The following is a 16,143-nucleotide window of genomic DNA, read 5'->3' on the forward strand; positions in this document are numbered from 1 at the left end:
TGAGCGATTGTTGGACTTTCGTGAGGTAATTCTTTCCATCCGGATGAAGAGATGATAGTTTCTCTTATATCCGTATGAAGAGATGTTATTGGCCGGACCCCGGCCAGGCATGGACTACTGCGGAACTACGTCGCCCTTTCCACCTCCCCCACATCGTCATGCCCAAGCACACCCTGCTCGTGGCGGCCCTGGCCGTCGCTCTGGCCGCGCCTTTGTCCGCCGCCGCCGAAACCTCCGCCGACGCCAGTGGCGAAGCCAGCACCCTGGCCGCCGTGCGCGTCACCGGTTCCAACATCAAGCGCACCGATACCGAGGCCTCCAACCCGGTGCAGGTGATCGGCCGCCAGCAGTTGGAACAGACCGGCAAGGCCACCGTCGCCGACGTGCTGCGCTCGATCTCGGCCAACACCGGCAACGCTGCCAACGAAACCACCAACAATGGCTGGGCGTCCGGCTCGGCCGGCATCGGCCTGCGCGGCCTGTCGCAGAAGAACACGCTGGTGCTGCTCAACGGCCGCCGCCTGGCCAACTACGGCTTCCCGGCCGGTGGCCTGTCCGACACCTTCGTCGATCTCAACGCGCTGCCGTTGGTGGCCGTCGAGCGCATCGAAGTGCTCAAGGACGGCGCCTCGGCGGTGTACGGCTCCGATGCCGTGGCCGGCGTGGTCAACATCATCACCCGGCAGAACTTCGAAGGCGCCGAGATCGGCGGCAGCTTCGGCGGTGCCGACCAGGGCGGCCTGCACGAGCAGAACCTGAAGTTCGTCGGCGGCCTGGGTGATCTGGACACCGATGGCTACAACATCCTCTTCAGTCTGCAGGGGTACAACCGTGAGCGCCTGGACCAGGACGAACGCAAACTGACCAGGAGCGGCATCTACACCGACAAGCCGGGTGGCCGCTGGAACGGCTGGTCGGCCAAGGGCGCGCGCTACCTCATCAACGGCGTGTCGGTGCCGATGCTCGACGCCAACGGCAACTGCCCGGCCGGCACCACCCGCGTTGCCAGCGCGCCGATTGATGGCCTGTCCGGTGACACCTGCGGCTTCAACCAGGCGCCGTTCACCACGCTGATCCCCTCGACCAAGCGTTACCAGGCCTATGCCAACGGCACCTTCCGCCTGAACGACAACGTCGAGGCCTTCGGCGAAGTGCTGTACAGCCAGATCAAGAGCGCCGCGTGGTTCGGCAGCAGCCCGTTCTTCACCCTGGAAAGCGGCCGCTTCGCACTGAACGCCAACAGCGGCCTGGCCGAGCCGGTGTCGTCGCTGCTGCCGGCCAACAATCCGTACAACCCGTACGGCCGTGCGATCCCGATCGAGTACACGTTCTTCGACCTTGGTGGCACCATCAAGACCAACCGATCCACGGCCTATCGCGGCGTGTTCGGCCTGCGCGGCACCACCGCCAACTGGGACTGGGAAGTGGCTGCATTCGGTGCGCGCAGCAGCGAACGCGAGAGCGTGTCCGGCGGCTTCGCCAACCGCTGGGCGCTGGCCGATGCGCTGGCCACCGGCAGCTACAACCTGCTCAACCCGGCGGCCACGCCGCAGTCGGTGCGTGATTCGATCAACATCGCCACGCTGCGTCCGGCCGAATCCAAGCTGCAGGGTATCGATGCGAAGATTTCCGGCAGCCTGGGCCATACCTGGGCGGGTGAGATCGGCTTCGCGGCCGGTGCCGAGTGGCGCCGCGAAAAGCTCGACTCCAACAATCCGTGGCAGATCGATGCCGGCCTGCAGGTGCGCCCGGCCATTGCCGAAGTACACGGCAAGCGCCAGGTCAGTGCGGCCTACGCCGAAGTGAACGTGCCGCTGGCCTCGACGCTGGAGCTGTCCGCCGCCGCGCGCGCCGACCACTACGACGATTTCGGCGATGCGTTCTCGCCGAAGATCGGCCTGCGCTGGCAGCCCCTGGATGTCCTGCTGGTGCGTGCGTCCGCTTCGAAGGGCTTCCGCGCACCGTCGCTGTCGGAAAACTCCAACAGCACCAGCATCGCCTACGGCAGCGTGGTTGATCCGCGTGATCCGGACGTGCCGGGCTCGCGCCAGAACCCGACCTTCTTCACCGTCGGTAACAACGCACTGAAGCCGGAGCGAACCAAGAGCGTGAACTTCGGCGTGGTGCTGTCACCGTGGGCCAACACCAACCTGAGCGTGGACTATTACCGCATCCAGCTGGACAACCTGGTCGGCACCAACAATACCCAGACCCTGGTCAACGACAACGTGGCTGGCGCGGTGCAGCGCGATGAGCGCGGCAAGCTGCAGGCGGTCTACAACCGCTACCAGAACCTGAGCGAGCTGAAGACCTCGGGTATCGACGTCGAACTGCGCCAGCGCATCCCGACCGCGGCGCTGGGTGACTTCACCGTGTCCTCGGCCTATACCCACGTGCGCGACTACCGTCGCCCGACCGTGGTCGGTGGCCCGCTGGTGGACTACGCCGGCAGCAACCTGGGCGCGACCCTGCCCAAGGACAAGGCCACCACCACGCTGGACTGGAAGTACGGTGATTTCAACGCCGCAGTAACCTGGTACTACACCAGCAGCTACCGCCAGGAAGCCAGCACCGCAGCCAAGGCCGTGCAGCAGCGCGTCGGCAGCTATAGCCAGTACGACCTGTACCTGGGCTACACCGGCATCGACAAGCTGACGCTGTATGCCAAGGTGCAGAACCTGGCTGACAAGACGCCGCCGTACGACGCTTCGTTCCCGGGCATCCGCGCGCCATACGACTTCAGCCAGTACGACCTGCGCGGCCGCTACTTCACGCTGGGCTTCGATTACCGCTTCTGATCCATCCGCTGCGGCCGGTTTCTTCAGGGAGCCGGCCGCGCGACCGTCTGCCGTTGTGTCCTGGGGAGTCACCGTGTCCTTGCATCGTCGTGCCGTTCTTCCGTTGCTGATCGCCGCCACCACCGCACTGTCCTGCCCGCAGCCAGCGCAGGCACAGAGTGCGTACTTCTTCCCGCAGGCCGTCGACGCGGCCGCGTTCGATACGTCCATTCCCACACCCGAGCAGTTCCTTGGCTACCCGATCGGCAGCCGTTACACCCGGCACGACCAGTTGGTGGCGTACTTCCAGGAACTGGCGAAACGCTCGGACAAGATCAGCGTGCGCGAGATCGGCCGCAGTTACGAGGGCCGCCCGTTGCTGATCGCCACGGTAACCGCTGCCGGCAACCACGCGCGGTTGGAACAGATCCGCCAGCAGCACGCGACCCTGGTCGATCCGGCGCAGCCGCGCAGTGCGGCGGGCGACAGCCCGGTGGTGGTGTGGCTGGGTTACAGCGTGCATGGCAACGAGACCTCCAGCGCCGAGGCGGCGATGCTGACCGCCTACTACCTGGTGGCCAACCGCAGTGCCGAGACCCAGCAATGGCTGCAGCAGGCGGTGGTGCTGTTCGACCCGGCGCAGAATCCGGACGGTCGCGATCGCGCCGCCAACTGGCACAACGCGTGGGCCTCCGATCCGGCCTCGGCCGACCCGGCTGACAAGGAGCACGTCGAGCCGTTCCCGCAGGGCCGCACCAACCACTACTTCACCGATCTCAACCGCGACTGGCTGGCCCTGACCCAGCAGGACTCGCGGCCGAAGGTGGAGGTGTTCCACCAGTGGTACCCGAACGTGCAGATCGACTTCCACGAAATGGGCAAGGACAGCACGTACTACTTCGAGCCTTCGCCGAAGAGCATGCACAGCCCGTTGATTCCGGCGCCGTCGTACGAGTTCAACAAGACCCTGGCCAAGTACCACGCGCAGGCGCTGGATGCCTTGGGTTCGCTGTACTACACCGGCGAGAATTTCGACAACTTCTCGCCGGTGTACGGCTCGACCTATCCGGACTTCCACGGCGCGGTCGGCGTCACCGTCGAGCAGGCCAGTTCGCGTGGCCGCGTGCAGGAATCGGTGAATGGCCTGCTGACCTTCCCGTTCACCATCCGCAACCAGGTCGCCACCGGGCTGGGCACGGTGCGTGGTGCAGTGGCCGAGCGTAGTGGCCTGTTCGACCTGCAGAAGCAGTTCTTCCAGAGCGCGTTGAAGCAGGCCGCACAGCAGCCGGTGAAGAGCTTCGTGTTCGGCGACGCGCACGATCCGGCACTGACCCGCCGCCTGCTGGAACTGTTGCTGCTGCATCGCATCGAGGTACGTGCGCTGGAGCATGCAGTCACCGTCGATGGGCAGCGCTTCGATGCCGGCAGCGCCTATGTGGTGCAGGTGCAGCAGGCGCAGTTCCGCCTGGTGCATTCGATCTTTGCCGAGACGCCGCCGATCAAGGGGGATGTGTTCTACGGCAGCACCAGCTATGCAATCGCACCGGCCTACGGCGTGGCCTTCGCCGGTAGCCGCAGCCGTATCGAAGGCGGCGCACGGGTGACTGCGTTGCCGGCGCGGCAGGGCGCGGTGCTGGGTGGCCAGGCCGGGTTCGCCTACGCGATCGACTGGCGCGACTACAACGCCGGGCGCGCGCTGGCCGCGCTGCAGGGCAAAGGCGTGAGCGCACGTGCGGCATTCCAGCCGTTCACCACCGCGACCGCGCAGGGCGACGTCAGCTTCGCCGCCGGCAGCCTGGTGATTCCGGTTGCCGGACAAGCGCTGCAGGGCGCGGCGCTGCTTGAGGCAGTGACATCGGCCGCGCGCGAGGCAGGTGTGCAGGTGCACGCGCTGTCCAGTGGCCGCAGCCGCGAAGGCATCGATCTGGGCAGTGACGGCGTCAAGGCGCTGCGCAAACCCGCGGTTGCGCTGGTGATGGGTGAGGGCGTGGCCGCCACCGAGATCGGCTCGGCCTGGTTCCTGCTCGACCAGCAGTTGCATTTGCCTGCCAGCAAGCTGGACCCGCAGCAGCTGGGCAAAGTGTCCCTGGACCGCTACACCACGATCGTGCTGTCCGGGGGGACCTACACCGGCGTCGATACCGCGGCGGTGGCTGCGCTGAAGCGCTGGGTGCAGGCGGGTGGCTCGCTGGTTACCTACGGCAGTGCATCGAAGTGGGCTATCAAGCAGAAGTTGGCCGACGGCGAGAAGCTCGGCAAGGAAGAAGAGACTGCCGACGAGAGCCGCCGTGCATTCGGTGACCAGCGCGACATCGCCGCGATCGAGCGGGTCAGCGGCAACATCCTGAGCGCCGATGTGGACACCAGTCATCCGCTGGCGTTTGGCGTGCCGCGCCGGCAACTGGCGATCAACAAGGAGAGCACGGTGACGCTGCAGCCGAGCACGAATCCGTTCTCGACGGTGGTACGCATCGACACACCGCCGCGGGTGAATGGCTATCTTTCCGAGCGCAACCGTGCGCGGGTGGCGGGCAGCGCGTGGGTGCTGGTGTCGGCGCAGGGGCAGGGCAACGTGGTGCTGTTTGCCGATGACCCGGCGCACCGCAAGTACTGGCACGGCACGGATCGGCTGCTGATCAACGCGATCTTCTTCGGGAATCTGGTGAATCCGAGTAAGGCGCGGGGTTGAGGCGTTTGGCGCCGAGTCGTTGTTGTGCTTGGGAGGCAGGGGGCCTCAGCCAGGACACGCCGTGAACCCATCCATGGGGGCTCGATGGCGCCATCCTTGGCGCCAACGGTCCTGGCTGAGGCCCCCTGCCTCCCATGACAGTTTCCTGCGGGCGCGGACGCATCAGACCCCAAGGCGGGAGCAAGGGCAAAAGCAAAGCCAGGAATTGCGGCTTCGGCTTTTGAATTTGAATTTGAATTTGAATTTGATCTTTCTTCTCCCGGCTACCCGGCGGGAGAAGAAGGCGCGGGCAATGCTTGAAGCGGATGGGCGTGGGGCCAGCGCAAAACCGTGAGGCGCATGGATGCGCCGACCGAGCCCCCATGGATGGGTTTACGGCGTGTTTTGCGCTGGCCCCACGCCCATCCGCCCTCAGCGCAGCACACCGCCGGCTTCTACTCACGGTAGCCAACAACAAAAAAGGACGGCGCGTCAGCGCCGTCCTTCGATAGCCCCCCGCGCAGCGGGAAGCACCCTCCATGTCAGCTGGGATCAGCCAGCGCGACCACCGCCGCCACCCTGGCCACGACCACGGCCGCCACCATTGCCACCACCGCCACGGCGCTGGCCCTGGCCGGCACCTGCACGCTGCTGGCCATTTCCACCGCCTTCGCGGCGGCCACCGCCGGCCTTCTTCGGGCCGGCATGCGCATGGCGCGGCGCATCACCGTGCGGACGGCGCGCGTGGCTCTTGCGCGGTGCGCGCTCACCGGTATCGTGCTCGGCCTTGCCCGGCGCACTGTTGCCCCAGCGGATCGGAACCTGCAGTTCGAAGCCCGGTACATCGCGGATGTCCATGTCGCGGCCCAGCAGGCGCACGATCGCGCGCAGCAGCTTCACTTCATCCTGCGCCACCAGCGAAATCGCCTGGCCGGTCGCGCCGTTGCGGCCGGTACGACCGATGCGGTGCACGTAGTCCTCGGCCACCATCGGCAGGTCGAAGTTGATCACCTTCGGCAGCTCGTTGATGTCGATGCCGCGCGCGGCGATGTCGGTGGCCACCAGCACGGTCACGCGGCCGGCCTTGAAGTCGCCCAGCGCACGCAGGCGCTGGCCCTGGCTCTTGTTGCCATGGATCGCCGCAGTCTTGATGCCCGACTTTTCCAGGAACGTGGCCAGTTTGTCGCTGCCGTGCTTGGTACGGGCGAACACCAGGGTCTGCTCGCGGCTGTCCTGCGCCAGCAGGTGCAGCAGCAGGTCGCGCTTGCGGCCGGCATCGACCGGGTGCACGCGGTGGGTGATGGTTTCGGCCACGGTGTTCTTCGGCGTCACCTGGATCTGTTCCGGGTTGCGCATGAACTCCAGCGCCAGCTGGCGGATGTTGTCCTCGAAGGTGGCCGAGAACAGCAGGGTCTGGCGGTTCTGCTTCGGCAGCTTGGCCAGGATGCGCTTGATCGACGGCAGGAAGCCCATGTCGAGCATGCGGTCGGCTTCGTCCAGCACCAGCAGTTCAATGCCGGACAGGTCGACGCTGCGACGCTCCAGGTGGTCGATCAGGCGGCCCGGGCAGGCCACCAGCAGGTCCACGCCACGGCGCAGGATGTCCAGCTGGTTGCCCATGCCGACACCGCCGTAGATGCAGGCGCTGGGGATACGCAGGTACTTGCTGTAGCCGCGCAGACTGTCATGCACCTGGGTGGCCAGTTCGCGGGTCGGGGCCAGGATCAGCGCACGCGGCTTGCGCGGGCCGGCACGCACTTCCTGCGAGGCGGTGCCCAGGTGCTGCAGCAACGGCAGGCCGAACGCGGCAGTTTTGCCGGTACCGGTCTGTGCGCCGGCCAGCAGGTCGCGACCGGCCAGCGCCAGCGGGATCGCCTGCTGCTGGATCGGGGTCGGATTTTCGTAGCCCTGCTCGGCAAGCGCACGCAGCAGGAAGGGCGCCAGGCCCAGCGATTCAAAAGACATTGAGATTGCTCCAGGTACAAGAAACGCCTGTCCGAACGGACAGACGGGGGCAGATCAAAGTGATCGGCTGACTCGGAGCGTTCCCGTGAACCGCGCTGCGAGAAGTTGGGTGCAGCCGGCACGAAGCGCCGGCTGGAATGCGTGACGAACGGCGTCGGAGTGGGGGCGGGCGAAGAGGGCGGACCCTGGTCGCCGGCGGTCCCGGAGGGAAACGGACGGCCGCTGCAGACCTGTCTAGTCTAACCGATGGCTGAGACCTCGCGCAAAAAGGCCTGTTCAGGTAAGGGGTTCTCTCTGCAGGGCTGCGCCCTGCACCCGCAGAGGCCAAAGCGACGTCAACGTCAAAAGCGGGTTTCCTGAGGGATGGCGGGGTGGGTCCGGTGGCGGGAGACGCCGTAAACCCGTCCCTGAAGTGACCCCCGGGGCTTGGCCGCGGCATCCATGCCGCGGACACTCCCGCCACCGGGCCCACCCCGCCTTCGACAGTTTCCCGCGAGCTGCTGGGACGTCTCTTGGTGTCAGATCCGCTTTCCTTTGGAAAACGGATCTGTCCCCCGGAATTCCATTCGATATCTGACCAATGTGTCGACCAAGGTCGACATCCACCAGCAGTCGCCGGAATGTGTCGAGGGCGGGCGGTGTCGGATTGCGGGGTGTCCGCGGCATGGATGCCGCGGCCAAGCCTACAGGGACGTACTTGCGGCGACCCCGCAATCCGACACCTCCCCGGCAACCCACGGAAAGCCAGCTGTTGCCGTTGCCGTTGCCGTTGCATTGAGCAGGTGCAGGGCTGCAAGCCCTGCCGAAGCCCCCACTACGGTAGGGTGGACCGATGCCGCGCTGCAGCTTGGCGCCGCCGCAGATTTGATTACACTTGAAACTTGTTTGCCCACGACTCCGGACACCCACCATGAAGCTTGGTTCCTTGAAGGAAGGCGGCCGCGACGGCACCCTTATCGTCGTCTCGCGTGACCTGCGCCACGGCGTGCGCGCCACCGGCATTGCCGCCACCCTGCAGCAGGCCCTGGAGGACTGGAGCCACATCGCGCCGCGCCTGAACGCCCTGTACGAATCGCTCAACGCTGGCGACGCCGATGGCGTGTTCGACCTCGATCCGCAGGCGCTGGCCGCACCGATGCCGCGTGCCTATGAGTTCGTCGATGGCAGCGCCTACCTGCCGCACGTCGAGCGCGTGCGCCGCGCCCGCGGTGCCGAGGTGCCCGAGAGCTTCTACACCGACCCGCTGATGTACCAGGCCACCAGTGCGGGCTTCTACGGCCCGCGCGATGCGGTCAAGGTGGTCAGCGAGGACTACGGCATCGACCTGGAAGCGGAGATCGTGGTGATCACCGACGACGTGCCGATGGCAGCCACCCCGGAACAGGCCGCCAGCCACATCCAGCTGGTCGGCCTGGTCAACGATGTCTCGCTGCGCAACCTGATCCCGGGCGAGCTGGCCAAGGGCTTCGGCTTCCTGCAGTCCAAGCCGCGTTCGGCGCTGTCGCCGGTGTTCGTCACCCCCGATGAGCTGGGTGCTGCGTGGCAGGACAGCAAGGTGCACCTGCCGCTGCTGACCCACATCAACGGCCAGTGGTTCGGTGCGCCGGAGGCGGGCGTGGACATGCAGTTCAACTTCGCCCAGCTGGTCGCGCATGCGGCCAAGACCCGTCCGCTGGGTGCCGGCACCATTGTCGGTTCGGGCACCATCGCCAACGAAGACACCAGCAAGGGCGCCTCGTGCTTGGCCGAGCAGCGCGTGGTGGAAACCCTGCGCGACGGCAAGCCGAGCACGCCGTTCATGTCCTTCGGCGACGTGGTCCGCATCGAGATGCTTGATGCTGCCGGCAACAGCATCTTCGGTGCGATCGAGCAGCGCATCGAACAGGCGGCCAAGCCCTGAGCATGGAGGCGGCCATGGACATTCCGGTCGACGACGGCATCGTGCTGTACACCTACTGGCGATCCAGCGCCGCCTACCGCGTGCGCATCGGCCTGGAGCTGAAGGGCCTGGCCTGGGAGGCGCGGCCGGTGCATCTGGTGCGCGACGGTGGCGAGCAGCACCGGGATGCCTATCGCGCGCTCAATCCGCAGCAGCAGGTGCCGACGCTGCTGCATGAGGGGCATGTGCTGACCCAGTCGCTGGCGATCCTCGAATACCTGGACGAGCGCTTTCCACAGGTACCGCTGCTGCCGGCCGACGCCGCCGGCCGTGCGCGGGTGCGGGCGCTGGCCCAGTTGGTGGCCTGTGATATCCACCCGATCAACAACCTGCGGGTGATGCAGTACCTGGAGCGCACGCTGCAGGTGCCCACCGACGCACGCACGCAGTGGACGCTGCACTGGATCGCCGAGGGCTTTGCGGCGATGGAAACGCTGTTGGCCAACAGCCGCGACACCGGCACCTTCTGCCACGGCGACCGTCCCGGCCTGGCCGATATCTGCCTGCTGCCGCAGCTCTACAACGCGCACCGCTTCGGTCTGGACCTGGCGCCGTATCCAACGTTGCGCCGGATTGAAGCGGCCTGCCAGGCGCTGGATGCCTTTGATCGCGCGCGCCCGGAGAACCAGCTCGACGCCGCCTGACGGGCCGCTTCGCTCGCCGGGCGCGGCCCGGCGCTACCGGTCCCCGGTCCGTGGTAGCGCCGGGCCATGCCCGGCGGATGCCCCATCCCCTCGCAACATCTGCCGAAGGTCTTCCCGGAACAGCCGATAGCCGGCCTCGCGGCGTGCATCGTCGGTCTGCCGCAACACCCACGCCGGGTGCACCGTGGCGTAGCCGCGCGTGCCATCTTCGAGGGTGTGCCAGCGTCCGCGGTCGCGTGAGAGGTCGAAGTCACGACCGAATACCGAGGCTGCCGCTGTCGCGCCCAGGCATACAATCACCTGGGGCCGCACACGCGCGATCTCGCCCATCAGCCAGGGGCGGCAGGCCTGGATGTGGCGGCTTTCCGGTCGCTTGTGCAGCCGCACCTTGCCGCGCCGCTCATGGTGGAAGTGCTTCACCGCGTTGGTGAGGTACAGCTGGGCGCGATCGATTCCCAGCTCCGCCAGTGCGCGGTCCAGCACCTGGCCGGCGGGTCCTGCGAACGGCTGCCCGCGCAGATCCTCGGTGTCGCCGGGTTGTTCTCCGACCAGCATCACCTCGGCCCCTGCCGGCCCCTGGCCGAACACGGTCTGCGTGGCCTGCTCCCACAACGGGCACTGGCGGCAGGCGCTGGCCTGTCCGCGCAGATTGTCCAGACTGCTGGCATCGGTTGCCGGCGCCGCAGCGTTCGCACGTGGGCGAATCCTGCGTTGCGGCGCCTGCGCCGGCCGGTCATGCATCTCCTGCACGCGGTCGGCCGCATCGCGCACCAGGCGTGGCAGCAACTGTGCTTCAGGCAGATGGCGCCAGTACTTGGCCGGCATTTCCTGCATCATCATCCGCGTGTTGAGCCGGGCCGGATTGAAGATGCTGGCGTAGTAGGTCTGCCACAGCGACTCGCGTGCATCCTCGGCCGGGGCATCTTCGCGCCGTGCACCGGGGCCGAAGGCAAGCGCCTGCCCATCCCAGGCGACGCTGCGCGAAGGCGTGAGGATGGCCCAGCGCATGCCGGTGAAGCGGCGCGCGAAGAAGGGCGCGACCCGGTCGACGATGTGGTGCTGTGGCTCGAACCAGGCGATGAACGCATCAGGCTGGCCAGGCACCTCGCGGAAGCGCACGAATGCCTTCATCTTGTGCGTGTCACGGCGGACCGCCTGTGCCAGAGCCGTTGCGCGCAGCACATCGGCATCGGCGGGGTTTGACAGCACCGAGCGTTCGTCATGGGTGATGCGCCACAGCAGGCGATACAGCAAGGCCAGGCGCTGGGGATCGCGATGGCACAGGCAGGTGGCCGCCAGCTCCAGGAAGTCACGTGGAACGTTGGGTGCACCGGCCTCGGCAAGCATCGGCGCCTGCTGCACGGCCGGCGCATCCAGCAGCGACGTTTCGCTCCCTTCCAGCCAGTCCAGCTGCGGCGGGGCAACGCCGCGCAGCAACGCTTCGCGCGCAGCATCGCGCCAGGCCTGCAGCGACCATGGCGGATCCACCCGCAGCGACCAGCGCTGCGCGTCAGGCCGCAGACGGGGCATCGAACAGCGAACCCTGGCGCGGCGGCGGGGCCAGCTGCGCGCGCAGCGCCGCCGGATCATCCAGTGCTTTGCGCGGGTGATGGTCGGCCAGCAGCACGAACGGCAGCAGCTTGCTCATCGGTGCTTTCAGGCGCGCGATGTCGGCCACGCGCAGCCGCCCGTGGCGGCGCGCCATCAGCACGCGCTTGACGTTGCGCACGCCCAGGCCGGGCACGCGCAGCAGCATTTCCTTCGGTGCCCGGTTCAGATCGACCGGAAAGCGCTCGGGGTGGCGGATCGCCCAGGCCATCTTCGGGTCGATATCCAGGTCGAGCATGCCGTCCTGGGTGGTATCGGTAATCTCATCCACGCCGTAGCCGTAGAAGCGCAGCAGCCAGTCAGCCTGGTAAAGGCGATGTTCGCGCTGCAGCGGTGGCGGCTGCAGTGGCAGCTGCCGGCTGGCGTCCGGAATCGGGCTGAACGCGGAGTAGTAGACCCGGCGCATCCGGTAACTGCCGTACAGGCTGTCGGCGCTGGCCAGGATCTGCTGGTCGTTGGCCCCGTCCGCGCCGACGATCATCTGCGTGCTCTGCCCGGCCGGGGCGAAACGGGGAGGGCGCGGGCGTGCGCTGCGGCTGGCCGTCGGCGCCACCGCTGCGGGGGCCTTGCGCGCCTCCTTGGCTTCCTCGATGCGCCAACGCAGTTCGCCCATCGCGCCACGGATGGAATGAACCGTCTTCTCCGGCGCCAAGGCGCTCAGGCCGGCTTCGGTCGGCAGTTCCACGTTGATGGACAGGCGGTCGGCATAGCGCCCGGCACTGGCCAGCAGTTCCGGCGAGGCCTCGGGAATGGTCTTGAGGTGGATGTAGCCGGCGTAGCGGTGCTCTTCGCGCAGTTGCCGGGCTACTTCCACCATCTGTTCCATGGTGTAGTCCGCATTGCGGATGATGCCGCTGGACAGGAACAGGCCCTCGATGTAGTTGCGCTTGTAGAAGTCTAGGGTGAGCGTGACCACCTCGTCCACGCTGAAACGCGCGCGGGCCACGTTGCTGGAGACCCGGTTCACGCAGTAGGCGCAGTCGTAGATGCAGAAGTTGGTCAGCAGGATCTTCAGCAATGAAACGCAGCGGCCGTCGGGCGTATAGCTGTGGCAGATGCCCATGCCCTCGGTGCTGCCGATGCCGCCGCTGGCGCGCGAATCGCGCTTGCCCGAGCCGCTGGAGGCGCAGGAGGCATCGTATTTGGCGGCATCGGCCAGAATGGCCAGCTTGCGGATGGTTTCCATCGAGGAAACCTACGGATGAGCGGTCTCATTGGATGAGACCGCCCCTGAATTCTTCAGGAAAAGGGACGGAGGGCATCAAGTCGCACGTGTACAAACGACTTGATCCCCTCCGTCCTTTTTTCGTGCGGTCAGAAGCCGTGGGTGATGCTCGGCGCGCCGGCCGAGAAATCGGCGTACGGGTCGTGCTCGCCGCTGCTGCCCTCGGACAGGCGGAACTTCAGGGCCAGGCCATCGCGCGAGTCGGCCGCGCGCAGCGCTTCTTCCTGCTCGATGATGCCGGCCTTGGCCAGCCGGAACAGGCACTGGTCAAAGCTCTCCATGCCTTCCTCCAGCGAGGCTTCCATCGCCGCCTTGATTTCGTGCACCTGGCCGCGGCGCAGCAGGTCGCGGATCATCGGCGTGTTGATCAGCACCTCGGTGGCCGGCAGGCGTCGGCCCTCCTTGTTCTTCACCAGGCGCTGGCTGATCACCGCGCGCAGGTTCAGCGCCAGGTTCATCAGCACGTTCTTGTGCGCGCTTTCCGGGAAGAAGTTGAGGATGCGCTCGATGGTCTGGTCGGCGTTGTTGGAGTGCAGGGTGGCCAGGCACAGGTGGCCGGTCTCGGCGAAGGCGATCGCCGCCTCCATCGTTTCCGCATCCAGGATCTCGCCGATCAGGATCACGTCCGGCGCTTCACGCATCGCGTTCTTCAGCGCGTTGTGGAAGGCATGGGTGTCCAGGCCGACCTCGCGCTGGTTGACGATCGACATCTTGTGCTTGTGCAGGTACTCGATCGGGTCCTCGATGGTGAGGATGTGACCGGTGGTGGTGCTGTTGCGGTGGTCGATCATCGACGCCAGCGAGGTGGACTTGCCGGAGCCGGTGGACCCCACCACCAGCACCAGCCCGCGCGGGGTCATGATAACGTCCTTCAGCACCTGCGGAAGGTTCAGCTCCTCGATGCTCGGGATGCGGCTGCGGATGGCGCGGATGACCATGCCGACCTCACCCCGCTGCTTGAACACGTTGACGCGGAAGCGCCCGGCGTCGGGCAGGGCGATGGCCATGTTGAGCTCGAGTTCGCGCTCGAACTGCGGCACCTGGCCCTCGTCCATCAGCGAGTAGGCAATCTTCTTCACCATGCCCGGCGGCAGGCCGGTGTTGCCCAGCGGATAGAGCTTCCCCTCGATCTTGATGTAGACCGGCGCCCCGGTGGTCAAAAACATGTCCGAAGCGTTCTTTTCGGTCATCAGCTTCAGGAAGTAGCCGATATCCATTGCGAATTTTCCCCAACGAAACGGCCGACGCCCGTTGCCAGCACGGTGTCGGCTTGACGACAATGGCCGTGAACCGACAACCGGTACGGCCTCCCCAATGAAACGACTTAGCTTCGCACGAATGCGCCATGGCCTGTATGTGATGGCGTTTGCATTCGCACTGTCTGCCCCCGCCTGGGCGCAGGACGCCGCCCTGGAACTGGCGCAGGCCCGGCAGGCGGTCGACAAGGCCACCCAGGCCGATGCCGACCAGTACGCCCCGGACCTGATCGGGCTGGCCCGGCAGGGGCTGGAGCAGGCCCAGCGCGCCGCAGGCGACCGCCGCGAGCGCAAGAATGCGCCGGCAATGGCCCTGCGCGCCGCCGCCGATGCCGACCTGGCCCGCGTCCGCAGCGAGGAAGCCACCGTCAGCGCGCAGCTGCAGCTGCGCCGCAACGAGGTCAACCAGCTGCAACGCCAGCTGTCGACCGGGGAGGACCGCCGGTGAAGCCGATGACCGCCGCAACCCTGGCCGCGCTGCTGGCGCTGCCGACCCTGGCCGTGGCCGCCGACAACCCGATGGTGGCGCAGCTGAGCCAGCGCCTGATGGCCATCCAGGCCAACCCGGATACCGCTGAGCTGGGCGCATTCGAGCGCATGCAGGCCCAGCAGGCCATCGCCACCCTGGACAAGGCCAAGCGCCGCGATCAGGAGCTGGCCACCTACCTGGCCGAGCGCCGGGTCGAGATCGCCGAGACCGCCGTGCGCACCGCACTGGCCGCGCGCGAGGTGGACCGCCTGGATCGGACCCGCAGCGACCTGCTGATCGAGGCCAGCCGCCGCGATGCGGCCCGTGCCCGCCAGGAAGCCGAGCAGCTGCGCATGCAGGCGCAGATGCAGGCCGAGGAGGCCGAACGGTTGCGCCAGGCCGCCGAAGCCGAGACCCTGGCCCGCCAGGACGCCGAGAACGCCCTGACCAGCGTGGCCGGCAAGCAGCAGCAGCGTCTGAGCGCCGCACAGCAGAACGCCGCCAAGCTGGCCCGCGAGGAAGCCGAACTGGTGTCCGGGCAGAAACTGCCGGGCTCGAAGTTCGATGGCCGTGGCGAAGTTTTCACCTTCGCTGGTGACGCATTCGCCGTCGGCGCGTCAAGCCTGTCCAGTGGGGCCCGCAATCAGGCCAAGGCCCTGGCCGAGTACCTGAACATCGGCAAGAAGGGCCGCCTGCGCATCGAGGCCTACGACAGTGCCAACGGCGTGGGCCAGAAGCGTGCCGAAGCGCTGCGCGACGCCCTGGTCGCGGGTGGTGTCGCCAGCAACCGCATCCAGGTCAGCGGCAAGAAGGCTGCGTCCACACGGGCGCGCTCGGCCGAGGTCATCATTGCCCCGTAATGCATTGATATTGTTTGTTTTTCGTTGTGATGAGCATTCAGCCTGAACCCCGCCCCGGCGGGGTTCGGTCTTTTTGACGCAGGGGTCTTGTACCCCGCCTTGAGCAGGCGTAGGGTCAATCGTCCGGGACGCAATGCCGCGGACCGGACGATGGGAGGGCCGGGCCGATGCAAGCAGGGCGCGAACCGCAGCAGATCGACGTGCGCAGGCCAGTGCCGCAGGTCGTTGCAGGCGTCCAGGTGGCCATCGACCGGCGCTCCTCCATGAACAACGCCCCGTGCCTTTCGGCCGGGGCGTTCGTGTATCTGTCGAAGGAGGTCCATCATGTTTGAAGATCAGCCCCAGAGCGAGATCGACGCACGTCGCGCGCGTGATCCGGAGTTCAGGGCACTCCATGACCAGCACCGCAAGTTGAACAAGAAGTGCATGGACGCGGAGTTGGGTGTACTCCCGATCGATGATGTCACCCTGGGTCGCATGAAGCGCGAGAAGCTGCTGGCCAAGCAACGTCTTCTGCGAATGTACGAAACACCGCTCCCAACGACGTCCCCCACGCTTTGACGCACATCGTCGCGCCCGGAACGGCGTGACCCGGCCATCGATGGCCCTGCCGGGGGCTCCTGCCCTGGCATCGCGGCCGCGCCGATGAGGCGGCCGCGCCAAGGCACCACAGGCGGTGGTGCCTTGGCCTTCAGGCACAACTCACCGATGCGGGCGGCACCGGTCTCCTCG

Annotated in this window: 11 protein-coding genes; 7 read left to right on the plus strand and 4 right to left on the minus strand. The window is 66.8% G+C overall.

The features are described from left to right. The first annotated feature begins 158 nt into the window (after positions 1-158). Both VG543_RS17090 and VG543_RS17095 read left to right on the plus strand, forming a co-directional pair. On the plus strand, positions 159-2,798 hold the full coding sequence (locus VG543_RS17090; protein ID WP_423178649.1) for a TonB-dependent receptor plug domain-containing protein: 2,640 nt from the start codon (positions 159-161) through the stop codon (positions 2,796-2,798). A 73-nt stretch (positions 2,799-2,871) separates the two neighbouring features. Next, positions 2,872-5,466, plus strand: a complete 2,595-nt coding sequence (locus tag VG543_RS17095; protein ID WP_423178648.1) for a M14 family zinc carboxypeptidase — start codon at positions 2,872-2,874, stop codon at positions 5,464-5,466. 531 nt (positions 5,467-5,997) lie between these two features. On the opposite strand, the gene VG543_RS17100 is transcribed toward VG543_RS17095, so the two are convergent. Further along, positions 5,998-7,410, minus strand: a complete 1,413-nt coding sequence (locus VG543_RS17100) for a DEAD/DEAH box helicase (RefSeq protein ID WP_019660948.1) — start codon at positions 7,408-7,410, stop codon at positions 5,998-6,000. 910 nt (positions 7,411-8,320) lie between these two features. Here VG543_RS17100 and VG543_RS17105 point away from each other — a divergent pair. Continuing rightward, positions 8,321-9,310, plus strand: coding sequence for a fumarylacetoacetate hydrolase family protein (locus VG543_RS17105; protein ID WP_423179012.1), 990 nt, complete (start codon positions 8,321-8,323; stop codon positions 9,308-9,310). Positions 9,311-9,324: 14 nt separating this feature from the next. Then, entirely contained in the window at positions 9,325-9,993 is a 669-nt protein-coding gene (maiA, locus tag VG543_RS17110) for a maleylacetoacetate isomerase (RefSeq protein ID WP_312543432.1), read from the plus strand. Between the two features lie 33 nt (positions 9,994-10,026). On the opposite strand, the gene VG543_RS17115 is transcribed toward maiA, so the two are convergent. From VG543_RS17115 to VG543_RS17125, 3 genes are all read right to left on the minus strand, one after another. Beyond that, the gene (locus VG543_RS17115) at positions 10,027-11,523 is read right to left on the minus strand and encodes a UdgX family uracil-DNA binding protein (protein WP_423179013.1); all 1,497 of its coding nucleotides are present in this window, start codon (positions 11,521-11,523) and stop codon (positions 10,027-10,029) included. After that, complete coding sequence (locus VG543_RS17120) at positions 11,504-12,787, minus strand: putative DNA modification/repair radical SAM protein (protein ID WP_423179014.1); 1,284 nt, start codon at positions 12,785-12,787, stop codon at positions 11,504-11,506. The genes VG543_RS17115 and VG543_RS17120 overlap by 20 nt, the downstream gene beginning before the upstream one ends. Positions 12,788-12,915: 128 nt before the next feature. Continuing rightward, positions 12,916-14,043 carry a PilT/PilU family type 4a pilus ATPase gene (locus tag VG543_RS17125; protein ID WP_014035879.1) on the minus strand — a complete coding sequence of 376 codons (1,128 nt, stop codon included), beginning with the start codon at positions 14,041-14,043 and terminating at the stop codon, positions 12,916-12,918. Between the two features lie 121 nt (positions 14,044-14,164). Here VG543_RS17125 and VG543_RS17130 point away from each other — a divergent pair, with 121 nt between their 5' ends. The 3 genes from VG543_RS17130 (at position 14,165) to VG543_RS17140 (ending at position 15,972) form a co-directional block, all read left to right on the plus strand. Then, on the plus strand, positions 14,165-14,530 hold the full coding sequence (locus VG543_RS17130) for a DUF4398 domain-containing protein (RefSeq protein ID WP_019660954.1): 366 nt from the start codon (positions 14,165-14,167) through the stop codon (positions 14,528-14,530). Continuing rightward, positions 14,527-15,411, plus strand: a complete 885-nt coding sequence (locus VG543_RS17135; RefSeq protein ID WP_423179015.1) for a hypothetical protein — start codon at positions 14,527-14,529, stop codon at positions 15,409-15,411. The genes VG543_RS17130 and VG543_RS17135 overlap by 4 nt, the downstream gene beginning before the upstream one ends. A gap of 324 nt (positions 15,412-15,735) precedes the next feature. Further along, positions 15,736-15,972, plus strand: coding sequence for a YdcH family protein (locus VG543_RS17140; protein WP_005407964.1), 237 nt, complete (start codon positions 15,736-15,738; stop codon positions 15,970-15,972). Positions 15,973-16,143: the final 171 nt, after the last annotated feature.

Origin of the sequence: Stenotrophomonas sp. CASM101 (assembly GCF_049384845.1) — a bacterium.
GTDB lineage: Bacteria > Pseudomonadota > Gammaproteobacteria > Xanthomonadales > Xanthomonadaceae > Stenotrophomonas > Stenotrophomonas hibiscicola.